The sequence below is a fragment of the Methylobacterium gregans genome, from assembly GCF_022179245.1.
In the GTDB taxonomy this organism is placed as follows: Bacteria; Pseudomonadota; Alphaproteobacteria; order Rhizobiales; family Beijerinckiaceae; genus Methylobacterium; species Methylobacterium gregans.
Genome location: NZ_BPQM01000078.1, coordinates 1 through 23,025 on the forward strand (window position 1 = coordinate 1; position 23,025 = coordinate 23,025).

The following is a 23,025-nucleotide window of genomic DNA, read 5'->3' on the forward strand; positions in this document are numbered from 1 at the left end:
ATTGGAACAGTTCCAGACAAGAGGGGCCACGAAGGCGGTTGCTCGCACCGGAGGTGGTACGGACGACGCACAACCCAGGATCAGTTGCACGGCCTCGCAGGGCGGGGATAGATGATCCCACCGGCGCCCGACCGCTTCCTCAGTTCCGGCACAAAGCTCCGGTGAAAGCTCGGCTCGCCGGTCCGGCCTCGCCCCCTAGCCATGCGCCCGCGCGGCGGGTTCCCAGAAGCGACGATGAGCCTCCTCAAACGCATCAGCCGGCTGCCGGCCGTACAGCAAGGGCTGGGCACGCTCGCCGCGGCCTATCTGAACCTCGTGCGGCGCACCAACCGGTTCACCGTGGAGCCCGCAGGCGGCGACGCCTGGATCGACGGGCACACGCCCTTCATCGCCGGCATGTGGCACGGCCAGCACATCATGGTGTCGTTCGCCCGCCGGCCGCAGGACCGGATCGCCACGATCATCTCGCGTAATCCCGACGGCAACATCAACACGATCGCGCTGACCCGGATGGGCGTGCGGGTCATCCGCGCCTCGGGCGCCCGCGGCCGGGTGGTGCGCGACGCGCGCGCCAAGGGCGGGGCCGAGGGCCTGCGCGCCATGCTGAAGGCGCTGAAGGCCGGCGAGATCGTCGCCTTCAGCGCCGACGTGCCGAAGGTCTCCCGGCGCGCGGATGCCGGCATCCTGACGCTCGCCCGCTTCTCCGGCCGGCCGATCGTACCGGTCGCCGTGGTGACGAGCCGCCACATCCGCTTCAACTCCTGGGATCGGGCCTGCCTCGGCCTGCCCTTCGGCCAGGGCGCCGTGGTGTTCGGCGAGCCGATCGCGGTGCCGCGCGAGGTCGAGGCCGAGGCGTTCGAGCATCTGCGCCAGCGGCTGGAGGCCGAGATGAACCGGGTGCACGACCGGGCCTACGCCCTCGTCGGGCGGCCGGACCGGGTCGGCGCGAACTGGCTCGGGGTGCCGGCGGCGACAGGGAATTCCGCGAGGAGCCCCGCGTGAGGGCGCTCCCCCTCACCCTGCCGCTGCGGGCCTACCGGGTCGGCCTGCAACTCGGCGAGCCCGCGGTGGCCGGCCTGCTCGCGTGGCGCGCGCATCGCGGCAAGGAGGATCCGAGGCGTCTGCCCGAGCGACGCGGCCTGCCGGGCCGGGCGCGCCCCGTAGGGCCGCTCGCCTGGATGCACGGGGCGAGCGTCGGCGAGGCGCTCTCGCTGATCGGCCTCGTCGAGGGCATGATCGCCCGCGGCTTCTCGGTGCTCGTCACCACCGGTACCCGGACGGCCGCCGAGCTGATCGGCACCCGCCTGCCGGCCGGCGCCGTGCACCAGTACATGCCGCTCGACGCGCCGCGCTGGGTCGGGCGCTTCCTCGACCATTGGCAGCCGGACCTCGCGCTGGTGGCGGAATCCGAGATCTGGCCCAACGTCATCGTCGGCCTGCACGAGCGGGGCATCCCGCTGATCCTCGTCAACGGCCGGATGTCGGAGCGCTCGTTCCGCGGCTGGGAGCGCTCGCCGCGCACAGCGCGCGCGCTCCTCTCCCGCATCGCCATCTGCCTCGCGCAGACGCGGGACGACGCGGAGCGCTTCGTGCGGCTCGGCGCGCCCCGGGTAAGCGTGGCGGGCAACCTGAAATTCGATGCCGCGGTGCCCCCGGCCGACCGACAGCAACTCGCCTATCTCGGCGAGATGATCGGCGATCGCCCGGTCTGGATCGCGGCGAGCACCCATGCGGGCGAGGACGAGGTCGTCGCCGCGGCGCATGCGCGGCTCGCCGCCCGCTTCCCGGACCTCCTCACCATCGTGGCGCCCCGCCATCCCGGCCGGGGCCAGGCGGTTGCCGCGGCCGCGGCCGCGGCGGGCCTGCGCAGCGCGCGCCGCTCGGCCGGGGGGCGGCCCCATCCGGGGGTCTCCTACTACGTGGCCGACACGGTGGGCGAGCTCGGCCTGTTCTACCGCCTGAGCCCGGTGGCCTTCCTCGGCGGCTCGCTGGTCGGCCGCGGCGGCCAGAACCCGATCGAGCCGGTGCGCCTCGACGCGGCGGTGCTGCACGGGCCGCACACGCAGAACTTCGCCGAGATCTACGGCGCCCTGGACGCGGCGGGCGGAGCGCTCGCCGTGGCCGACGCGGACGAGCTCGCCGCGCGGACCGGTGCGCTGCTCGCCGAGCCGGCGCATCGCGCGGCCGTGGCCGAGGCCGGGCAGCGGGCGCTGCGCCCCTTCGAGGGGGCGGTGACGCGGACGCTGGCGGTGCTCGAGCCCTTCGTCGCGCAGCTGAAGCTCGCCGCCCTCCAGGCCTGATGCGCCCGCCCGCCTTCTGGGACGGGAGCCCGCATCATCCGGCCGCCCTGGCGCTCCGGCCGCTCGGTGCCCTCTACGGCCGGCTCACCGCCGCCCGGATGGCGCGGCCCGGCGCCCTCGGGCCCTGCCCGGTTCTCTGCCTCGGCAACTTCACGCTGGGCGGCGCCGGCAAGACCCCGGCGGCGCTCGCCCTCGCGGACATCCTGCGCGATCTCGGCGCGCGGCCGGCCTTCCTGAGCCGCGGCTACGGCGGACGCCTGTCCGGCCCCGTCGCGGTCGATCCGGCGCGCCACGGGGCCGCGGATGTCGGCGACGAGCCGCTGCTCCTCGCCCGCTCTGCCCCGGCGATCGTCGCGCGCGACCGCGTGGCCGGTGCCGCCCTGTGCGCGGCCAGGGGGGCGGACGTGATCGTGATGGATGACGGGCTGCAGAACCCGTCGCTGATCAAGGACCTCGCCCTCGCGGTGGTCGATGCGGGGGCAGGCCTCGGCAACGGGCTGCCCTTCCCGGCGGGCCCCTTGCGGGCGCCGCTGGCGCGGCAGTGGCCGCATGTCGGCGGGGTGATCCTGGTCGGCGAGGGCGGCCCGGGCGAGGCCGTGGCGGAGGCCGCGCTGCGTCGGGGCCTGCCCGTGCACTGCGCCCGGCTCGCCGCCGAGCCCGGCGCCCTCACCGGCCGGCGCGTTCTGGCCTTCGCAGGGATCGGGCGCCCGCAAAAATTCTTCGCGACCGTGCAGGAGAGCGGGGCGGAGCTCGTCGGCACTCGGGCCTTTCCCGACCACCACCCGTACGCGGCGGGCGACCTTGCGGCACTGGCCGCCGAGGCGGAGCGAATCCGCGCGGACCTCGTCACCACCGAGAAGGATGCGGTGCGCCTGCCGACAGCCTTCGCGAACCGCGTCGGCGTCTTGCCCGCGCGGCTGAACATCCTCGATGAGGCGTCCTTGCGCGCACAGGTTCGGGGCTTGTGCCGGCCCGCGTAAGGCGGCCATTCCCGGAGCAGGCGGCAATGGTCGATGGCAGCCAAGAGATCGGTCGGAAACCGCATCGAAGCAGCGTAGCCGAAGCTGAATATGCATAAAACATAGGATCTCAGTATTTTTATTTTACATCGAATACAATATTAAGATTCATCTCGACCGCTGCGGCAGGAAATGGATTTTTAAGTTCACATAGAAAATCTAAACTCCGTACGAGCGGATGTTTATCTTGCGATAAAATAAGAATTTTGATGATCCAATACAGAAAGCTATGGGCAAGCTTGCGCGACGAAATTGATTTCGACGCCGGGTCTGATGGATCCGTCGGCCGCGACTCGGCTCCGCTGTCTCCGGCCGGTACCGATCGTGCGAGGAAGACGCGCGTAATGGACACATATCTCAGCTACAGGTTGCTCTCGCGCGACCTCGACAAGTCCCTGCTCCGGAAGGCAAAGGAATCGCAGGTCGCGCGCGAGGCCGCTTATTTCGAGGCCCATATCCGCACCGTCAGAACGGTCGATGAATTCCTCGGCGATCGCCGTCTCTATACGTACGCCATGAAGGCGTATGGCCTGGAGGACATGATCTACGCCAAGGCTTTCATGCGCAGGGTCCTGAGCGAGGGCGTCGCCGACCCGAACAGCTTCGCCAACCGTCTGACCGACGGCCGCTACAAGACGTTCGCGGCGGCATTCGATTTCGCGGCCGGCATGGGCGCACGCGCGAGCGGGGCGGACGCCCCCTTCGATCCGGCGGCGCGCATCCCGGTGCCGAGACCCGCCGTCATCTCCGGCACACCGGCCCTGCTTCCAATCAAGGGCGAAGACGGTCGTGTCGTCTTCGACGGCCTCTTCGATTTCAGCGGGCTGAACGAGGCCGCCTTCACGCTCGAGACGAAGCTCGACGGGGATACCCTCCGCACGGGCAAGATCGTGCTCAGCGCCGAGACTCTGGGCCGCCTGCAGACAAAGCTCGGCTTCGCCGATCTGTCCAAGCTCACGGGGCCGGATCTCGTGCGGGCGATCAACGCCCAGATCGAGGCCACGGGCGAGACCGGGCTGAAGGGCACGCTCGCGGCCTCCCTCGATCCCGGAGGAGCTCTGGTCTTCACGACGACGAACCATCTCGATCTCGGCAAGGACAGGAGAGCCGGCGGCGCGGGTGCCAGCGCGGACAAGGCCTACGCCGCTACGGGCACGCAGCGCACGATCCTCCTCCGCAACGCCGATCTCTCCTCGGCCACGCAGGTCGCCGTCGATCTGGGTTTCGGCAAGGTGGGCCTCGGCACGCTCGACGACGCGCCGACGCACAGGGCGGTCTCCCCGGCGGCGGAGACCGGAAGCCCGGCTCGGCTAACCGGCTCCCGCAGCTTCGCGGCGACCGACACGCTCGACTTCAGCCGGGGTGGCGAGGTTCGGCTCGGCCTCGTGACGAAGCTCGATGCGGGCACGACGCGGTGGGGCGTCATCGCGCTGAACGCCTCGACCCTGAGGGAGCAGGCGGCCGACCTTTCCCGGGTCACGCCCGCGGAATTGGTCGCGGCCGTCAATGCCCAGATCGATGCGACGGAGGCGGCCGGATTGAGCGGGACGGTCCGCGCCTCACTCGACGGCGCGGGACGGCTGGTCATCACGACGACGGATCACGTCGCCCTGGGCACGGACGGCCGGCGCAGCGGCCGCGGCGGGGCGACCGACACGGTCTATGCGGGCGTCGGCGCGGAGCGGAGCGTGGCCGTCAGCCTCATCGGTGCGGGCGGCGCGCCCGGCACGCCCCTCGACATCGGCTTCGGTGCGGCGGGCGGGGTCCAGGCCTCGGGCAGCGGCACGGCCTCCGCCGACGCGACGCGCCTCGCAGGCACCCGCACCTTCGCGCCGACCGACACGTTCGATCTCAGCGGCCCTCTCGACGCGAGCACCGCCCGCGAGTTCGACTACATCGGCGCCCAAGAGATCAGCTTCGATCTGACGACCAACCTCGACGCCGTGACGCCGCGCACCGGCCGGATCACCCTCAACGCGGAGATCCTCGACGCCTTGAAGACGCGCACGAAGGTCGAGGCTCTCGCGACGATGACGTTGTCCAGGGTGACGCCGGCCGAGCTGGTCGCGGCGATCAACGCCCAGATCGAGGCCACGGGCGACGCGGGGCTGAAAGGCACCGTGCGCGCCTCCCTCGACGCGGCAGGACGGATCGCCTTCACGACGAGTGACTATGTCCTGTCCGGAGCCGCGGCCGGGACGGGCGCACGGACCGACCGGGTCTATGCGGCGTCCGGCTCAGAACGGACGATCGAGATCCGGAGCGCCGACACGAGCCGGCTCTTCACCACCGGCTTCGACATCGGCTTCGGCACCGACCGGAAGCGCGACGCGAGCGGACAGGGAAGCTGGCGCGACGGAACGGCGGCCCTGGTCGCCGGATCGCGCGCCTACAAGGCCAGCGACACGATCGACTTCAGCGGGACGAACGAGGTCGCCTTCTCGCTCGCGACGCGCCTCGACGCGGCCACGGAGCGCACGGGCCGGATCGTGATCAACGCGCAGACCCTCAGGGGCATGGTCGGCGACCTCGCGAAGGTCACCCCTGCCGAACTCCTGAGAGCGATCAACGCGCAGATCGATGCCACCGGCCGAACCGGCCTGCAGGGAGCCGTCCGGGCCTCGCTCAGCGCGACCGGGCGCATCGTCATCCGGACGACGGACTCTCTCGACCTTGGCGCGGACGGGGCCTTCGGCGGCTTCGGTAAGGACGGCGACACCGCGTATTCCGGGGTCGGGAGCGGACGGACGCTGTCGCTCCAGAACATCGACCGTACGGCCTCGACGCAGACCGGGGTCGATATCGGCTTCGGCGTCGATAACGGCCCCGACGCGACGGCGCGGAGCGCGGCGAAGGCATATCTGCGCCAAGCGCTGGAAGCGGATGCGGGCGAGGACGATGCCGGCGTGCGTCTCGCCCTCTACTTCAGCCGCGTCGGTCCGAGCATCAGGTCGGGCTTCGACATCCTGGCCGACAGGGCGTTGTCCCAGGTCATCTCGACGGTTCTGAACCTGCCCGAGGCCACCGGTTCGTCGAACGAGGCGGTCTCGGCCCGCGCCAGGCTGATCGAGCGTCGGATCGATATCAAGTCGTTTCAGGATCCCAAGAAGCTCGAAGCGTTCGTCAGCCGGTTCACCGTCATGTGGGATAGCAGGAACAGCACGCCGTCGCCGGTTCTGTCGCTTTTCGGAAGCGTCGGCCCCAACGAACCGCTCTACGGCGCGATGAGCCGACGAAGCTGGTTCTGAGGCCCCGGGGACGGAGCCGGTCGGCAGCGGAACGCGATGGCGGCGAGCGGGACGGCCGCGGCGTCGTCGCGTGCGAGCCCGTGCGCGCTGACTCAGAACTTGTCCGGCAGGCCCTTCACCGCGTTGCCCAGCGCCTCGACGCTCGCGCCGATCTTCCGGCCCGTGGCGGCGAGCGTCGGTACCCTGATGCCGAACACCTCCGTCTCCTCGGGGTCGGCCGGGGTCGCCGGCTCTGCGGACGCGACCGCGGTGGGCGCCGGCTTGCGCGCAGCGACGGCCTTCTCGGGCTTCTTCTTCGCGTGCTCGGCCGCCTCCGCCTTCGCCTCGGCGGGCTTCGCCGGATCCTTGCGGCTCTCGGCCGGGACCGGGCGCGTCGCGGGCTTCTCGGCTGTGGCCTTGTCAGGCGCGGGCGGCAGGGCCGCGAAGCTGGTGCTGGCGGTGCGGGCGCGCACGGTCTCGACCGGGCGCGCGGCGACCGTCGGCGCGGTGCGGTTCGGTGGCGGCAGGACGCCCGCCTGCCGCGCGGGGGCGATCACCGGCGCGTTCTCGATCATCGGCGCGGGCTTGGCGGCGACCGTCTCCGGCGCTGCGGGCTTGGAGGCCGCGATCATCGGCGCAGGCGTGCCGGACGGGCGTGCGACGGCCGGCTCGACCGCGGCCAGCGGCTTCGGCGCGACGGACGGTACCGGCTCGGCCGCCGGTCCCGTCGGGCTCCGGGCGGGCGCGATCTCGGCCGACGCATCGGCCGCCGACAGGGCGATCTGCCGGGGGGCGCCCGCCTCGGGTAGGCTGCCGGTGGCGAGCGCCGGCAGGCCGTCCTTCATCAGGTCCGGCCAGTCGGCAGCGCTCTGCTTGGCGACGACCGGCGGCCTTGCGGTGCTCCGCGACCCGGTCAGATCGGACATGAAGGCGGAGGCGGCCGCAAAGGCGCCGAGGCCGGCGATGCCGAGGGCGGAGGCGAGCGCGATGCGCCCGAGCGGGCCGCCGGGCGGCTTGCTCTGCGCGGCCGTGCGGGGCTGGCGGGTCTCGGTGGGGTCGAGCGCGAGTTCGGTCATGGACGGGGTCTCTGGACGCGACGCGGATCCGAACGGCCGCTCCCCCGAACCCGGCCGTCCGCCTCAGGTGTTCCCGAAGGCGATCTCGGACGATGAATCAGGGCCGACAATACGGCGCAAAGATGTCGGCCGCCGCGCCGTGCACGGATTCCGGTCAGGAACAGGTAACCCTGTGTACGAGGCCTGCGATTAAGAATCGGTGACTTCGTCGCGCGGCCCGCGCGGCTCTGGATACGCACCCGCCGCGATCTGGGCCGCCGCCACCCGTGCGACGGCGCGCGTCCGCCGATCCGGCGCGAGACCGGGATCGGGCCCGAGCCCGAGACGGTGACGCTTCAGCGCGACGAGGGCCGGATTGCCCCAGCGCGCGAGGATCGCCTGGAAGGCCGCGTGCGGGCTGGGGCGGAACGGGCAGGGCGTCCCCGAGCCGTCCCGCAGCGGGTGCGGCGGCTCGATATGGGCGCAGGGCACGAGGCCGGGCGGGATCGGCGCCGTCGCGACGTGGGTCCGCCCGAGCCGCAGGACGCGGGGGACGAGGTGGGCCCGCGGCCCCGGCCCGGCGCCCGGGGTCGGTCCGCTCCGCAGCACCTCGACCCGCCCCAGCGGCCCGGCGAAGACGAGGGCCGGCTCGCCGGGGCGCCCCAAGTCCGCGACGAAGCCCTCCGGGTCGGGCAGGGGCGCCCCGGCGAGCGCCCGCAGCCGCGCGAACCCCTGCGCGTCCCCGGCCCGGGCCAGGATCGCGACGGGGCCGCGACCGAGGCCGAGGTCGAACAGGCAGGCGTCCCGCCCGGCGGGGTCGAGCGCCGCGCGGTCGGGACCGCGCGCCGTGACGACGCCCCGGTGCGGGCGCGGCAGGGCAGAGTGCGGCAGGCAGAGCGCCACCGCGTGGCTCCAGCCGCCGGGCACGGCCGTCTCGTAGGCGACGGCCACGAGATCCGGGCGGATGTCGAGCGCGATGCCGCCCCGGTCCGTGCGCAGGCCGAGCCGGCCGTCCGCGAGCGGCCAAGCGGGCTCGTCCGATCCGCGCCGGAACTCGGCCGCGGCCCCGAAGGTGCCGAGGCTCCAGCCGGCCTCGGGCTCGGCGAGAAGGCCGCGGATCAGGTCGCGCAGCGCGGGGACCGGCGCGGTCGCGGGCGTCATGCCGGAGCGCTACGACGCGGGGGGCGCGCGTTCAACCACCAGCGGCACCACCGCCGGATGGACAATCCCGCCCGCCTGGATCAAGGCTCGCCGGGTGACCGCCCGCGCCCCGACCGTCCAGCCTCGATCCGACGCGCCCGCTGCCCCGGGCCGCGCGCCGGGCGTCCCGCGGCGCGCGCTGCCCTGGGCCGGCTGGTCGACCCGGCGGCGGCTGATCGCGGTGGTGCTCGCCATCGACGTGCTGGCGGCGCTGATTTCCTGCGCGGTCATCGTGCTCAACGCGCGCTCGGCCGTGAAGGTCGAGACCCGGGCCTCGCTCGCCACCGTCGAGTCCCTCGTGGCCGACACGATCCGGCTCGCCGACACGGCCACACCCGACACCCTGTTGCAGACCCTTGACCTGCGCTCCCAGGCGCTCCGCCACGTTCGGGTCAGCGTGGTCGACAGCGACGGCGATCCGGTGGGCGAACCTCCGGGCCGCCCACGGGGCGAGAAAGCGGCACCCGCCTGGTTCGCCGACCTGATCGCCCCGCCGATCAAGCAGCACACTCTGCCGATCGTGGCGGGCGGGCGCCAGATCGGCTCGGCCCGCATCACCACCCAGCCGCTGGACGAGATCGACGAGATCTGGAGCTACGCCCGGGCGCTCTCCATCACCACCTTCTGCATCAATGCGGCGATGCTGGTGGCGCTCTATCTCGCGGCCGGGCGCGTCCTGGCGCCCTTGGGCAGCCTCGCGCAGGGGCTGACCCAGCTGGAGCGGCACGATTACACCGCCCGGCTCGCGCTGCCGGAGACGCGCGAACTCGCCGCCATCGCGGCCCGCTTCAACCAGGTGGCGGAGGCGCTGGGCGAGGCGCGCGCCGCCAACGGGCGCCTCAACCGCCAGCTCCTCACCGCGCAGGACGACGAGGGCCGCCGCATCGCGCTGGAACTCCACGACGAGTTCGGCCCCTGCCTGTTCGCGCTCGAGGCCACCGCCGCCTCGATCGCCCGCATCGCGGCGGGGGAGGCCGAGCCCGCCCGCGACAAGCTCGCCGCGCGCGCCGCCGAGATCGCCGGCATCGTCGGTCAGGTGCAGAGCCGCAACCGCGACCTCCTCAATCGCCTGCGACCGCACGCGCTCGGTCAGGTGCCGCTGCCCGCCTGCCTCGACCTCCTCATGCGCGACTTCAGCCGGCGCCATCCGGGCACCCGCTTCGTCGGCCGCTTCGCGGGGCTGGGGCCGGGCTACGGCGACCTCGTCGACCTCACCCTGTTCCGCTGCATCCAGGAGAGCATGACCAACGCCGTGCGGCACGGGGCCGCGACCGAGGTCGTCGTCGAGGCGGAGGAGCAGGACGGGCGCCTCGTGGTCAGCGTGCGGGACAACGGCAGCGGGGTGAGCCCCGACCACGGCACCGGGCTCGGCCTCTCGGGGATGCGCGAGCGCGTCGGGGCGCTGGACGGAAGCTTTGCCCTTGACAACCTGGCACCGGGGGCTGTTGTCCGGATCAGCATCCCGGTGCCGGCCGACCGGGGCGAGGATGCCAGCACGGTGGAAGCGCCATGAACGCCATCGCCATGAACGCCAGCGCCACGAAGCCCGAGATCACCGGCACGCGGTTGCCGGTTCTCGTGATCGACGATCACCCGATCGTGCTCCAGGGCTGCCGCCGGGTGCTGGAGGATGCGGGCATCGAGACCGTCGCCGAGGCGACCACGGTGGTGGGCGGCTACCGCATCTTCCACCGTCTGCGCCCGCCGATCGTGATCTGCGACCTCACCTTCCAGGGCAGCGGGCTCGCCGGCCTGGGGCTGATCCGCCGGATGCGCGCGGTCGAGCCGGGTACGCGCATCCTCGTCTTCAGCATGCACAACGACCCCGTCATCGTGGCGCGCGCGCTCGAGGCCGGGGCGCTCGGCTACGTGCTGAAGGACCACGCCTCGGCCGAACTGTTCGACGCCTTCGAGCGGGTGCGGGCCGGCGAGGTCTATCTCGACCGGCGCCTCGCCACCGAGGTGGCGATGCTGCGCACCGACGCACGCCGCACCCCCGAGAGCCAGCTCACGCCCCGCGAGCAGCAGATCCTGGCCCGGCTCGCCCAGGGCAAGTCCTACGGCGCGATCGCCGCCGACCTCTCGGTCAGCTACAAGACCGTCACCAACGCCTGCTCGCAGATGCGCCAGAAGCTCGGCGTGCGCACGCTCGCCGAACTCATCCACGTCGCGGTCACCCACGCCCAGCGCCAGGGCTGATTTTTCTAGGACTTGGCCGCGCGGGTTCGGTGGACGGAGGGTGATCACGATGGGCGGGCCGGTGTTCTCGCAGGAAGCCTGGGCGCGCAACATCGCCCTCTACGAGACCATCCGCACCATGCCGTTCAACGCGGAACTCGCCGCCGGCACGCTGAGCCGCGCGCGCTTCCGCCACTACATCCTGCAGGACGCCCACTACCTCCTCGGCTTCGGCCGGGCTCTGGCGCTCGCCGCCGCCAAGGCGCCGGACCCCGACGCGTTCGTGCTGTTCGCCCGCGCCGCCGAGGAGGCCGTGGTGGTGGAGCGCAGCCTGCACGAGGGCTTCTTCCGCCAGGAGGGCATCGGGCCCGAGACCTTCGCGGCGACGCCCCCGAGCCCGGCTTGCGACCACTACGTCGGCCACCTGCTCAGCGTCGCCTATGCCGAGCCCTACCCGGTGGTCCTCGCTGCCCTCCTGCCCTGCTTCTGGATCTACCGGGAGGTCGGGCGCGACATCCACGCCCGCGCGGCCGCCGACAACCCGTACCGGGCCTGGATCGACACCTACGCGGGCGAGGATTTCTCTCTGGCCGTCGACCGGGTGATCGCCGCGACCGACGCGGCAGCCTCCGTAGCCTCCCCCGCCCTGGTCGAGCGGATGCACCGAGCTTTCACGCACGCGACGCGCCTCGAATGGATGTTCTGGGACGGTGCCTACAGGGAGGCCGGCTGGCCGGTGTAGCCGGCCGCAACACACTGGCAGGGCTCCTGCATTCCGCTAGCTTGGCAAGTCTGCGACGGTCGAGCGGGGGTGGGCGGATGGCTGCGGGCGCTTTGGGCGATCTGACACGGACGAAGTCCCTTGAGCGGCTGAACGCCGACGCGGAGGCCGGCGAGCACACGCTCCAGCGCACGCTCGGCCCCTGGAGCCTGATCGGGCTCGGTATCGGCGCGGTGATCGGCGCCGGCCTGTTCTCGCTCACCGGCATCGCCGCCGCGCAGCACGCGGGGCCGGCGGTCGTCATCTCATTCGCCATCGCGGCGATCGGCTGCTGCTTTGCCGGCATGTGCTACTCGGAGCTCGCCGGCATGATCCCGGTGGCGGGCTCGGCCTATACCTACGCCTACGCCACGATGGGCGAGTTCGTGGCCTGGATCATCGGCTGGGATCTCGTGCTCGAATACGCGGTGGGCGCTGCGACCGTCTCGGTAAGCTGGTCGCAGTACGTCGTCCGCTTCCTCCACCAGTTCGGCGTCGATTTGCCGGCGAAATTCGTGCACTCGCCCTTCGAGACCTACACGCTCGCCGACGGCACCACCGGCACCGGCCTCGTCAACCTGCCGGCGATCGCGATCATCGTGGCGGCCTCCGCGCTCCTGATGATCGGCATCCGCGAATCGGCCCGGGTCAACGCGATCGTGGTGGCGATCAAGCTCGCGGTGGTGGCGGTGGTGATCGGGCTCGGCGCCTTCTACGTGAAGAGCCAGAACTACGTGCCCTTCATCCCCGAGAATACCGGCACCTTCGGCGAGTACGGCTGGAGCGGCATCATGCGGGCGGCCGGCGTGGTCTTCTTCGCCTATATCGGCTTCGACGCGGTCTCGACCGCGGCGCAGGAGGCCAAGAATCCGCAGCGCAACATGATGATCGGCATCCTCGGCTCGCTCGCCATCTGCACGGTCATCTACATCCTGTTCGCGGGCGTGCTCACCGGCCTCGTGCACTACGACGCCATGCGGGGCGACGGCGCCCCGGTGAACACGGCGATCGGCCAGACGCCCTTCCCCTGGCTGAAGTCGCTGGTGACCCTCGGGGTGATCGCGGGCTTCTCCACCGTGATCCTGGTGCTGCTGCTCGGCCAGAGCCGGGTGTTCTTCACCATGTCGCAGGACCGGCTGCTGCCGGGCCTGTTCTCGCGGGTGCATCCGCGCTGGAAGACGCCCTACCGCTCGAACCTGTTCTTCATGGTGTTCACGGGCGCGCTCGGCGGATTCCTGCCGATCACCCAGCTCGGCCACATGACGAGTATCGGCACGCTGCTCGCCTTCGTGCTGGTCTGCGTCGGCGTGATGATCCTGCGCCGGACCCAGCCCGACGCCCCGCGCGCCTACCGCACGCCGCTGGTGCCCCTGGTGCCGATCCTCGGCATCCTCACCTGCTTCGCCATGATGGTGTCGCTCGACGGCGAGACCTGGCTGCGCCTGGTGATCTGGCTCGCCATCGGCATGGCGATCTATTTCGGGTGGAGCCGCCGCCACAGCCGCATCGGGCGGGAGGGGGCGTAGCGCGTCCTCTCCCGGAGAGGGGGCGGAGCGTTTCGCGGCTCAGGCCGTGCGCGCCACCACCCGCGGGCGCGGGTTGCCGATCGTCCCGACGTCGATCAGCGCACGCTCCCGCGCGATGAAGGCGGTCGGCATCTCGACCTGCATGTCCGCCTCGACCCGGCGCAGCATCGCGTCCGTGTGGGCCGGGTGCAGGTGGATGATGCCGAGCGCCTTCACGTTGGCGGCGCGCGCCAGCTCCACGCCCTTCTGCCAAGTCGAATGGCCCCAGCCGCGGCAGGTCGGGTACTCGCAATCGGTGAACATGCCGTCGTAGACGAGGAGGTCGGCGCCCTCCACGAAGGCTTTCAGCTCCGGGTTCGGCCAGGGATCGCTGTGCTCGATGTCGCTGATCACGCAGAGGCGCTTGCCGCCGTGGTCGAAACGGTAGCCGACCGAGCCCTGCGGATGGTTGAGGAGCAGGGTGTCGACCTTCATCCCGTCCGCGAAGGTCAGGGTCTCGCCCGCCCGGAAGCCGTGATGCTTCAGCTGGCAGGGCAGGATGTCGAGGGTGACGGGAAAGAGCGGCGGCGCGTAGAGGCGCCCGAGGCTGGCCTCGGCCGAGGCGCCGTCGAGATTGCCGCAATAGGTGTTGATCACCCGCTCGGCCTCGAACACCGCCGGCTTGAAGAAGGGCAGGCCGCCGGTGTGGTCGAAGTGGAGATGGCTGAACAGCAGGTCGATCTCCTTGGGGAGATCGGCCCGGTGGTGCTGGCCGCAATTGAACAGGCCGGAACCGGCGTCGATCAGGAACAGGCGCTCGCCGCAGCGCACCTCCAGGCAGGGGGTGCTGCCGCCGAACTCGGCGTAATCGGGACCGCAGACGGGCGTTGAGCCGCGCACACCCCAGAAACGCAGGGTGAGGCCGCCGTCCTGGCACGGACTGTTCGACATGATCATAACGGGTCGTGGTTCAGGCATCGGTCCCGGTCGTCTCCGTGATCAGGCCGCATTCGCCAGCCCGGCGTCAATGCGCTTGCGCCGCTTGAGACAGGAGCGTTCGGGAACTGTCGCTCTGTGATTGAGGGAGAAGTGGGGGTATTCCGCGGCGCGCAATGTGCGCGCACGCACACGCCAACGGGCATGATCCGGGCCACCGCACGGCATCTCAGCGGGCTTCGAGGGCGGCGAGGGCTCCGAGCCCGGACCCCGCTTCGATCGCGGCGCCGGGCGGAAGCGTGCCGGAGAGGCCTGCCGCGACGAGGCGCGGCAGGGCGTCGGCGTAGCGGGCCGGGGCGGCGAAGCGGTCGGGCGCGCGGGCGTAGGCCGGCACGAAGCCCCGCGCGCGCCGGTCGCCCATCGGCGCGTTCGGGGCGATCCAGGCGGCCCAGACCGCCTCCGCCAGCGGCGGCGGCCGGCGGAACCCCGGGATCACCACCACCTCCTGACCCGCATAGGCCAGAGCCTCCGGCCGGCTGATCTCGCCGACCGGCGCGCCCCGGCTGATCAGCGAGGCCCAGAAGGCGTGCTGGCCGCCATCCGAGTAGGTGGTGCGCACGGCCGGCGCCCCGTCGTGAACGAGCGCCGCGATGCGGGCGGCCTCCGCCGCCCGGCGGGTCGCCACCGCGGCCTCCTTGGCCGGATCCCGCGAGGGGGCGAAGACGTAAGCGCCCCGCTCGACGCCAACCTGAAGCTCCTCCCCCGTCGCCTCGAACCGGTCCGCGCCCTCCTTCAGCTGCTGCCAGAAGGCGTAGTTCGGGTCGGCCCGGTGGCGCGCCATGTTCTCGGCGCTCATCCGGAACGGGTAGGCCTGGAACTGGAAGGCGGCCTGCCCGCCTTTGAGGGCGTCGCGCGCGATGGCGTAGATCTCGCCGACCGAGCGGTCGGTCATGGCGAAGCAGCCCATCGAGGAGCAGACGCCGTGCACCATCACGGCCGAACCGGTGCCGCCATGGGCCCGGTCGTAGGCGTTGGGGTAGCCGACGTCGAAGGAGAGATAGTAGCGCGAGTTCGGGTTCATCTGGCGCTTCGGCACGCTGTAGAACCCTTCCGGGGTCTGCCGGTCGCCGGTCTGGCGCTTCGGCCCGAGCTGGCCGGACCAGCGGCAGATCGGAAAGGTCTTGATGTAGATGAAGCGGCCGCCCGGTCCCCGCTTCCAGACCTCGATCTCGGATTCCTTCTTGTAGGCCCGGAACAGCACCGGACTCGCCGGATCCGTGCCCTTGGCCTGCATCAGCGCCACGGTGGCGGCCGGGATCGGCGCCTCCGCCTTGGCGTTCTGCCCACGCGCCGCCGGAGCCGCCGCGAGGCTGGCCAGGAGGATGAGCGGCAGGACGCGACGGTGGGGCTGCGGCATGAACGGCCCGAGCGGGGATCGCCGCGACGCGCGGCGCGATGCCGGCGCACCTTCGGGCGGGCACGGTTAACGATTCTGTACAGGCATTGCGGCGGGCGTGAGGCCCCGCCCAGGGGCGGCTCGCGCGCCGTCCGCTCAGCGCGGCAGGCGCGGACTATCGCTCGCGGCGCGCGGCGCATTCTGCATCTGCCGCGCCGCCCCCGCCGCGCTCGGTGGAAGATCGTTGACGGGCGCGGCCGCTCCGGGGGCTCCCGGCGCGAGGCTTAGGCCCCGGCTGCCATCCCGCCCGAAGGCGTAGCCTGCGTTCACCCCGGCATAGAAGCCCGTGAAATCCTCGGCCCGGGCCGGGGCCGCGAGAGGCAGCAGCACGAGGCAGGCAGGAGCGAGACAAGGCAGGGCGCGGCGCATGCAGGGCTCTCTCGAGGACGTCTCGACCGGTGCGCTCCCGGTCGGGAAGAGCGCAAGAAAAACGGCGGCCCGGAAGATCCGGACCGCCGTCTGATGTCGCCGTGGGATCGCGGCGGAAGCGAGGCCGCCGCGGAACCGCTCAGTCGACCGTGATGCTCTGGGCCTCACGGCCCTTCTGACCGTCGACCACCGCGAGGGTGACCTGCTGGCCCTCGGCCAGCGAGTCGAGCCCGGCGCGGGAGAGGGCGGAGCGGTGCACGAACACGTCCTTGCCGCCGTCGTTGACGGAGACGAAGCCGAAGCCCTTGGCCGGATCGTACCACTTCACGGTTCCGGTCATCTCGACCGACGGGCCGGAGGCGAAGCGGCCGCCGCCGCCGAAGCGGTCGCCGCCACCGCCGAAGCGATCGCCGCCGTAGCCGCCGCCACCACCGTAGCCGCCCCGGTCGCCGTAGCCGCCGCGATCGCCGAAGCCGCCGGTCCGGGGCCGCATCTCGCGGCGCGGGGCCGGAGCCTCGGCCGTCGAGGTGTCGACGCTGGTGACGTTCGTGACCTGCGGACCCTTCTGGCCCTGCGCGGTCTGTACGGTGAGCTTGGTGCCCGGCTGCAGATCGTCGTGGCCGGCGGCCTCGACGGCGCGGATGTGGAGGAAGGCGTCGCCCGAGCCGTCGCCCAGCTCGACGAAGCCGAAGCCCTTCTCCTTGTTGAACCACTTCACCGTGGCATCACGCTCCGGACCCGAGGGGGCCTGGGCCGGGGCGGCGCCGCGCGGCGCGCCGCCACCGAAGCGGCCACCGCCGCCGTAACCACCGCCGCCGCCGCCGAAGCGGTCGCCGCCGTATCCGCCGCTCGGCGGTGCCTGATCCGGCCAGCTCGGCTCGGAACCCTCATCGAAGCCGCGCTTCTGCGGCCCCCGAAAATCACGACCACGTCCCATAGAAAGCTCGCAAAAACCGTCCCGCCGCCCACGTCCAGCATACCGCGTGCGTGCCGGCCCGACAGCCCACGCCCCGCACTACCATCACTCTTGGTCGCGGTAACCAAGACCAACGCCTCAGTCCTGACGCAATCGGGCCTTGACTGCAAGGTCCTTGTGGCCGCCCGGGCACGGCAAGTTTAAATTTTCGTCTTCACTGGAAAGCGTCCCGGGCGGACGACGCCGTGTTTCTCGAAGGCGTTAGCAAAGTCCGTAATCCTTCGGAGGTAGGGTGTCCGGGCTCGTTCTCGAGCCTTCAACCGGACCCCGCGATGATCGCGACGCCCACTTTCCCGGACATCTCGGCCCTCGTCGTGGACGAGAGTCTCTACATCCGCCGAATCGTGCGCGACATGCTGATGCGCGTCGGGATCAAGCGCGTGCTGGAGGCCCCCGACGGAGCCGAGGCGCTCGGCGTGCTGGCCGAGAGCAAGCCCGACATCAGCATCATCGACTGGGACCTCGCGATCCTGTCGGGCGAGGAGTTCATCCGGCTGGCCCGCACGCCCTCGACCTCGCCCTGCCCGACGATCCCGATCCTCCTGATGCTGGCCCAGCCCCGCCGCAACGTGGTGGACCGGGCGATCTCGCTCGGCGTCAACGAGATCATCGCCAAGCCCTTCTCGCCCAAGACTCTGTGGTCGCGCCTCGACGAGGTCATCAACCGGCCGCGCCCCTACAGCCAGGTGAAGAGCCTGCTGCGCCCGACGCCCCGGCAATCGGCGATGGCCAAAGCGGTCGCCTGAGGCAGCGCCCTGTCCGCTCCCTGACGTCCTCTGGCCGGCCCGCGTCCGATCTGGAGATTGCAGTTCACGGGCAAGCCTGTAGTTTCAATCCCGAATGACGGTCGGGCGGTCTGCCGGGGCCGGTGTGAGAGAGTTCGAACAGCGCCGATGAGGGACGAGAGCGCCGCTGCCGCGCCTGCCCGCCCCGCCCACGGCGCGGGGGGCTTCCGCGAGAGATCCGGCGAGAGATCCGCCGGGCGCGAGGGCCGGCGCAACCCCGCCTACGCGGCCCTGGATCTGGGCACCAACAATTGCCGCCTGCTGATCGCCGAGCCCGCCTCCAGCGGGTTCCGGGTCATCGACGCCTTCTCGCGCATCGTCCGGCTCGGCGAAGGGCTTGGCAGTTCCGACCGGCTCAGCGAGGCGGCGATCGAGCGCACCGTCGAGGCCCTGCGGATCTGCCGCGGCAAGATGCAGTCCCGCGGCGTGCGCCGCGCCAAGATCATCGCCACCGAGGCCTGCCGGCTCGCGGTGAACGGGGCGGCCTTCGTCGAGCGGGTGCGCGCCGAGGTCGGGCTCGATCTCGAGATCGTGGACCGGCAGACCGAGGCCTACCTCGCGGTGACGGGCTGCGCCGCGCTCGCCGACCCGCGGGCCGAATCGGTGGTGATCTTCGACATCGGCGGCGGCTCGACCGAGATCGCGTGGCTCGACGGCTCGGCCGCCAACCCCTCGACCGACCCGACGCTCCGCATCCGCGCCTGGGACTCGCTGCCCGTCGGCGTGGTGACGCTGGCCGAGCGCCACGGCGGCGCCGAGGTGACCCGGCTGATGTTCGAGGGCATGGTCGAGGAGGTGGTGGGGCTGCTCGCGCCCTTCGCGCTGCGCGCCGCGGCCGCCGCGACCGCGAGCCACTTCCACCTGCTCGGCACCTCCGGCACCGTGACCACGATTGCCGCGATGCACCTGCGCCTCGTCCGCTACGAGCGGCGCCGGGTCGACGGGCTCTGGATGAGCGAGGACGAGGTGGCGGGCGCCATCGAGGACCTGCTCGACACGCGCCTGGAGCAGCGGGCGGACAACCCTTGCATCGGCCGCGACCGGGCCGACCTCGTGCTCGCCGGCTGCGCCATCCTGGAGGCGATCCGGCGCGCCTTCCCCTCCGACCGCCTGCGCATCGCCGATCGCGGCCTGCGCGAGGGCCTTCTGATGAACATGATGCGTGAGGACGGCGTCTGGCGCCGCGGGGGCTGGCGGTGAGCGACAGGCGCGGCGGATTCGGCTCCACCGGGGGCGTGCGGGGCGACCTGAAGCAGCGGGTGAAGACCGCGCGCGGGCGCACCGTCTCGCAGAAGCGCTGGCTGGAGCGCCAGCTGAACGACCCCTACGTGGCCCGGGCCAAGCGCGAGGGCTACCGCTCCCGCGCGGCCTACAAGCTCCTGGAGATCGACGAGCGCTTCGGGTTGCTCAAGCCCGGCCAGCGGATCGTGGATCTGGGCGCCGCGCCCGGCGGCTGGTCGCAGGTCGCCGCGCGCGTGGTCGGACCCTCCGGCAGGATCGTGGGCATCGATCTCCTGGAGATCGAGCCGATGGCGGGCGTGGAGTTCATCACCCTCGACTTCCTCGACCCGGAGGCGCCCGAGCGGCTGACCGCGCTGCTGGGCGGGCCGGCCGACCTCGTGATGTCCGACATGGCGGCCAACGCCACCGGTCACAAGAAGACCGACCACCTGCGCATCATCGGGCTCGCCGAGACCGCGGCCGAGTTCGCCCGCGAGATCCTGGCCCCGGGGGGCGCCTACCTCGCCAAGGTGCTGCAGGGCGGCACCGAGGGCGCGTTGCTCACCGACCTGAAGCGCGACTTCGCGCTCGTGCGCCACATCAAGCCGCCCGCGAGCCGGGCCGATTCCAGCGAGCTCTACGTACTGGCGACCGGCTATCGCGGCCCGGCCGGGCGGGCGGTGGAGGCGGACGCGGACTGAGGCGTCCGTGCTCCTCGACCTCGCGCTCTGGCTCGCCACGCCCGCGCCCTGGCGTCACCGCCGGCTCGGCTACGTACGGGAGAGCGTGCTGCTCTCGGGCCGTGCTTGGCGCTGCCGCCGGGCCTGGGCGCCCCACGCCGCGCGGTCGCGGGAAGCGGTGCTGAGGGCCTGCGCGGACCTGGCCCGGCGGCGCGAGGCCGTGGTGCTGGGCTCCGGGCCCCTCGCCGACGTGCCGCTCCGCGAACTGGCAGCCGCCTTCGAGCGGGTGGTTCTGGTCGATGCGGTCCACCCGCTGAGCGCCCGGCTCGCCGCGCGGCGCCTCGGCAACGTCCGGCTCGTCACGGCGGACCTCACCGGTGCGGGCGATCCGGTCGGCGCGCTCTGCGGGAGCGCCGACCTCACGGTCTCGGCCAATCTCCTCACGCAGCTGCCGGTCGTGCCGGTCGACGGCTACGAGGCCCGCGGCCTGCCGGTGCCGGAGCGCCTCGGTGCGGAGATCGTCGCGGCCCATCTCGCAGCGCTCGGACGCTTGGCCGGCCGGGTCTGCCTCGTCACCGACACGGAGCAGCGCGAGGAGGATCGCGCGGGCCGCGTCACCGACCGCCTCGACCTGCTTTTCGGGGTGAGGCTGCCCTCAGCCCCGCTGTCCTGGGACTGGGAGCTCGCCCCGTTCGGCGAGACCGCGCGTCACCGGCGGCTGGTTCACAGCGTGCGGGCCTATCCGGACTGGGCGGCCGCGCAGGGTGGTCCGTCTCTGCCGTGAGCCGACATGAGTGATACGAGGCGTGCTGCCCCAGGGCTCACCATCCCCTCTGCAGGGTAGGGGAGCGTGGTGAGTGTCCGCACGCGGTGTCTGAACCTGGGCCGCACACGAAAAAAGCCGCCCCGGTCTCCCAGGGCGGCCTCGCTACCGTCTCACGATATCACTCGGCCGAGTCGACCGTGGCCTTGGCGGGCGCCTCGCCCTCCGTGCCCTCGAAGCGCGGGCGGCGGCGACGGCGCGTCTTCGGCGCGGGTGCCTCCTCGGCGGCGGCCTCGGCCGGCGCGGGCGGAACCTCGGCGGGCTGCGGCTCCGGCGCAGGGGCCGGGCGGGGCGGCGTCATCAGGAAGGCGGGCAGGCCGGCCGGCGCGTCCTCGATGGCGCGGGGTTCCTCGCGGCGCCGCTCGCGGCGGGCGCCGCCCTCGCGCGGCTGCTCCGCGCGGGCCTCGGATCGTTCCTGACGCTCTTGGCGCTCCGGCCGGTCCTGACGCTCCGGCCGGTCCTGACGCTCGGGCCGCTCCTGCCGCTCAGCGCGCTCCTGCCGGTTCTCCTGGCGGTCGCGCTCCTGCCGCTCGGGGCGGTCCTGACGCTCGGGGCGGTCCTGACGCTCGCCGCGCTGGAAATCGCCGCGGCCGTTCTCGAAGCGGCTCTCGCGGGGGCCGTCATGACGCCCGTCCTGCCGGCCGTAATCTTGGCGCGGCTGGTAATCCTGCCGGTCCTGCCGTCCGTCCTGGCGCCCCTGGTTCTCGTAGCGCGGGCGCTCGTTGCGGTTCTGGAAGCGCTCGCGGCGCTCGCCGCGGTTCTGGCGGCCGTCCTGCTGATAGTCAGGCCGGGACTCGTAGGGCTGGGGCTGCTGGCCGGGATCGCCGTACTCGTCGCCGTAGGCGCCATAGCCCTGGCCGTTCGGCCCGGAGCCCTGCCCCTCCTCGTCGCCCTCCTCCATCTCGTCCTCGTAGGACTGGCGAGCGTAGCCGAGGCCGGCCTGCGGCCGGTTCTGCTCCTGCGCGCCGGAGATGATGCGGAAATAGTGCTCGCCGTGCTGGAAGTAGTTCTCCGCCGCGACGGGATCGCCGGCCGCCAGGGCGTCGCGGGCGAGCTGGGCGTACTTGTCGGCGATGTGCTGGGCGGTGCCGCGGAGCTTAACGTCGGGGCCGTTGGATTCGTAGGAACGGGTCAGCGGGTTGGGCCCCTTCGGCCGGTTGCGGCCGCGCATCCGTCGGTTCTGGTTTGGTCTCATCGGTCTCAGATGACCCTCGTTCACGCGAAAGGCGTCTGGTGTAGGGCTTGCGGCCGGCCGATCCCCGCATGAGGCTGCGCCTCGCGGGCGATCAAGGCCGGCTCCTGCGGCGGCCCGCCCGTACGGTCCGCGCCGGGATGACCTCGGCCATCCGCCGGCCTCCCGGCCGCCTGCCCGATGCCTCGGGCTTCTGTCGGCGTCCACGACGCCGGTCGATTGTCAGGCTCGAACGGCACCGGACCGCGGCGCTGGATCGGGAACGCGCTTGTCCGGTAGCGGGAAGATCGGCGAACAATTCAGCGGTGGAGATCGTCGCCGACCTTACACCCGCTCGTCTTAACGAAACGTTCGCGATCTGCAAGCCGACATTAACGGCGATTGGGAAAGCCAACAAGCATTTTTTCCAACCCGTTGCAGATCATGGGGTCATGAATCTTGAAGCGCCGATGGGCCGGTCTATGGGTTCACCCCGCCCCCTCGGCCAGGATCATGACGCGGTCGTGGCCGGCGAGGTCGCGCACGATCTCCCGCTGGGGGAAGCCCGCAGCCAGCGCCTCGAGAGCCGCGGCCTGATCGAAGCCGATCTCCAAGAGCGCCGCCCCGCCCGGCGCGAGGCGACCCGGCAGGGCCTCCAGGATGCGCCGGTAGGCCGCGAGCCCGTCGGCGCCGCCGTCGAGCGCTGCCGCTGGGTCGTGTTCCCGGACCTCGCGGTCGAGACCCACGATCACCCCCGTCGCGATATAAGGTGGGTTCGAGACCACCAGATCGAAAGGGGGGCCGGCGAGCGGATCGCACCAGTCACCCGCCAGGAAGGCCGCGCGGGCGCCGACGCCGTTGAGATCCGCGTTGATGCGGGCGGTCCGCAGCGCGCCGGGGCTTCGGTCGAGCCCGACCCCGAAGGCTTGCGGGTACTCGCTGAGCAGCGCCGTCAGGATGCAGCCGCTGCCGGTGCCGAGATCGAGGACGCGCAGGGGCGCGCTCCGATCGGGCCTGAGGCGGAGCGCTGCGTCCACCAGGGTCTCGGTGTCGGGGCGCGGCACCAGGGTCTCGGGCGAGAGTCGGAAGGGCAGGCCCCAGAACTCCCAGGCGCCGAGGATGCGCGCCACCGGCTCGCCCGCGAGGCGGCGATGCAGCGCGTCCGCGAGGCGTGAGGCGCCCTCGGGCCCGATCGGCACCGCGCCCCCACCGACGAGGTCGAAGGCTTCCAGGCCGAGCAGGTCGAGGGCGAGGAAGCGCGCCTCGCCCGCCGGGTTGGCGATGCCGGCAGCGGCGAGGGCTTCGGTGAGTTGACGGAGTGCGGCGCGACGGGACAGACCGGGCACCAGCCCTCCCTCCCCCAC

The 23,025-nt window shown here is 72.1% G+C and carries 20 protein-coding genes; 12 read left to right on the plus strand and 8 right to left on the minus strand.

Annotated elements, in window-relative coordinates; translation table 11 throughout:
• The first annotated feature begins 234 nt into the window (after positions 1-234).
• The 4 genes from MFF54_RS15910 (at position 235) to MFF54_RS15925 (ending at position 6,567) form a co-directional block, all read left to right on the plus strand.
• On the plus strand, positions 235-1,002 hold the full coding sequence (locus MFF54_RS15910) for a lysophospholipid acyltransferase family protein (protein ID WP_238303818.1): 768 nt from the start codon (positions 235-237) through the stop codon (positions 1,000-1,002).
• Positions 999-2,300 (plus strand): 3-deoxy-D-manno-octulosonic acid transferase, encoded by a 1,302-nt coding sequence (locus tag MFF54_RS15915; protein WP_238303819.1) that lies wholly within the window; start codon positions 999-1,001, stop codon positions 2,298-2,300. Before MFF54_RS15910 ends, MFF54_RS15915 begins: the two co-directional genes overlap by 4 nt.
• On the plus strand, positions 2,300-3,280 hold the full coding sequence (gene lpxK, locus MFF54_RS15920; protein ID WP_238303820.1) for a tetraacyldisaccharide 4'-kinase: 981 nt from the start codon (positions 2,300-2,302) through the stop codon (positions 3,278-3,280). The genes MFF54_RS15915 and lpxK overlap by 1 nt, the downstream gene beginning before the upstream one ends.
• Before the next feature lie 383 nt (positions 3,281-3,663).
• Positions 3,664-6,567 (plus strand): DUF1217 domain-containing protein, encoded by a 2,904-nt coding sequence (locus MFF54_RS15925; RefSeq protein ID WP_238303821.1) that lies wholly within the window; start codon positions 3,664-3,666, stop codon positions 6,565-6,567.
• 92 nt (positions 6,568-6,659) lie between these two features.
• Here MFF54_RS15925 and MFF54_RS15930 read toward each other — a convergent pair whose 3' ends face one another.
• Positions 6,660-7,622, minus strand: coding sequence for a hypothetical protein (locus MFF54_RS15930; RefSeq protein ID WP_238303822.1), 963 nt, complete (start codon positions 7,620-7,622; stop codon positions 6,660-6,662).
• 189 nt (positions 7,623-7,811) lie between these two features.
• Positions 7,812-8,762 (minus strand): DUF6925 family protein, encoded by a 951-nt coding sequence (locus tag MFF54_RS15935; RefSeq protein ID WP_238303823.1) that lies wholly within the window; start codon positions 8,760-8,762, stop codon positions 7,812-7,814.
• Between MFF54_RS15935 and MFF54_RS15940 the strand changes: the two genes are divergently transcribed.
• From MFF54_RS15940 to MFF54_RS15955, 4 genes are all read left to right on the plus strand, one after another.
• Positions 8,761-10,314, plus strand: a complete 1,554-nt coding sequence (locus MFF54_RS15940) for an ATP-binding protein (protein WP_238303824.1) — start codon at positions 8,761-8,763, stop codon at positions 10,312-10,314. The two genes, MFF54_RS15935 and MFF54_RS15940, sit on opposite strands and share 2 nt — an antisense overlap.
• Before the next feature lie 11 nt (positions 10,315-10,325).
• Entirely contained in the window at positions 10,326-11,000 is a 675-nt protein-coding gene (locus MFF54_RS15945) for a response regulator (protein ID WP_238303848.1), read from the plus strand.
• A 49-nt stretch (positions 11,001-11,049) separates the two neighbouring features.
• Positions 11,050-11,721: a TenA family protein gene (locus tag MFF54_RS15950; RefSeq protein ID WP_238303825.1), complete on the plus strand. Its 672-nt coding sequence runs from the start codon at positions 11,050-11,052 to the stop codon at positions 11,719-11,721.
• 77 nt (positions 11,722-11,798) lie between these two features.
• Positions 11,799-13,265 (plus strand): amino acid permease, encoded by a 1,467-nt coding sequence (locus tag MFF54_RS15955; protein WP_238303826.1) that lies wholly within the window; start codon positions 11,799-11,801, stop codon positions 13,263-13,265.
• Positions 13,266-13,304: 39 nt separating this feature from the next.
• On the opposite strand, the gene MFF54_RS15960 is transcribed toward MFF54_RS15955, so the two are convergent.
• The 4 genes from MFF54_RS15960 to MFF54_RS27660 form a co-directional block, all read right to left on the minus strand.
• Positions 13,305-14,195, minus strand: coding sequence for an MBL fold metallo-hydrolase (locus MFF54_RS15960; protein WP_370880155.1), 891 nt, complete (start codon positions 14,193-14,195; stop codon positions 13,305-13,307).
• 214 nt (positions 14,196-14,409) lie between these two features.
• A complete protein-coding gene (locus MFF54_RS15965) occupies positions 14,410-15,597 on the minus strand; it encodes a L,D-transpeptidase family protein (RefSeq protein WP_238303828.1) in 1,188 nt (395 codons plus the stop codon).
• A 135-nt stretch (positions 15,598-15,732) separates the two neighbouring features.
• On the minus strand, positions 15,733-16,005 hold the full coding sequence (locus MFF54_RS15970) for a hypothetical protein (RefSeq protein WP_238303829.1): 273 nt from the start codon (positions 16,003-16,005) through the stop codon (positions 15,733-15,735).
• Between the two features lie 139 nt (positions 16,006-16,144).
• Positions 16,145-16,942 carry a cold-shock protein gene (locus MFF54_RS27660; protein ID WP_283206284.1) on the minus strand — a complete coding sequence of 266 codons (798 nt, stop codon included), beginning with the start codon at positions 16,940-16,942 and terminating at the stop codon, positions 16,145-16,147.
• Between the two features lie 311 nt (positions 16,943-17,253).
• On the opposite strand from MFF54_RS27660, the gene MFF54_RS15985 reads away from it, so the two are divergent.
• From MFF54_RS15985 to MFF54_RS16000, 4 genes are all read left to right on the plus strand, one after another.
• Positions 17,254-17,727, plus strand: a complete 474-nt coding sequence (locus MFF54_RS15985) for a response regulator (protein ID WP_238303830.1) — start codon at positions 17,254-17,256, stop codon at positions 17,725-17,727.
• A 147-nt stretch (positions 17,728-17,874) separates the two neighbouring features.
• On the plus strand, positions 17,875-18,966 hold the full coding sequence (locus MFF54_RS15990; protein ID WP_238303831.1) for a Ppx/GppA phosphatase family protein: 1,092 nt from the start codon (positions 17,875-17,877) through the stop codon (positions 18,964-18,966).
• Positions 18,963-19,688: an RlmE family RNA methyltransferase gene (locus tag MFF54_RS15995; RefSeq protein WP_238303832.1), complete on the plus strand. Its 726-nt coding sequence runs from the start codon at positions 18,963-18,965 to the stop codon at positions 19,686-19,688. The genes MFF54_RS15990 and MFF54_RS15995 overlap by 4 nt, the downstream gene beginning before the upstream one ends.
• A 7-nt stretch (positions 19,689-19,695) precedes the next feature.
• Positions 19,696-20,451, plus strand: a complete 756-nt coding sequence (locus MFF54_RS16000) for a hypothetical protein (protein ID WP_238303833.1) — start codon at positions 19,696-19,698, stop codon at positions 20,449-20,451.
• A gap of 160 nt (positions 20,452-20,611) precedes the next feature.
• On the opposite strand, the gene MFF54_RS16005 is transcribed toward MFF54_RS16000, so the two are convergent.
• Both MFF54_RS16005 and prmC read right to left on the minus strand, forming a co-directional pair.
• A complete protein-coding gene (locus MFF54_RS16005; RefSeq protein ID WP_238303834.1) occupies positions 20,612-21,661 on the minus strand; it encodes a DUF4167 domain-containing protein in 1,050 nt (349 codons plus the stop codon).
• Between the two features lie 488 nt (positions 21,662-22,149).
• Positions 22,150-23,007 carry a peptide chain release factor N(5)-glutamine methyltransferase gene (gene prmC / locus MFF54_RS16010; protein ID WP_306423968.1) on the minus strand — a complete coding sequence of 286 codons (858 nt, stop codon included), beginning with the start codon at positions 23,005-23,007 and terminating at the stop codon, positions 22,150-22,152.
• Positions 23,008-23,025 lie beyond the last annotated feature (18 nt).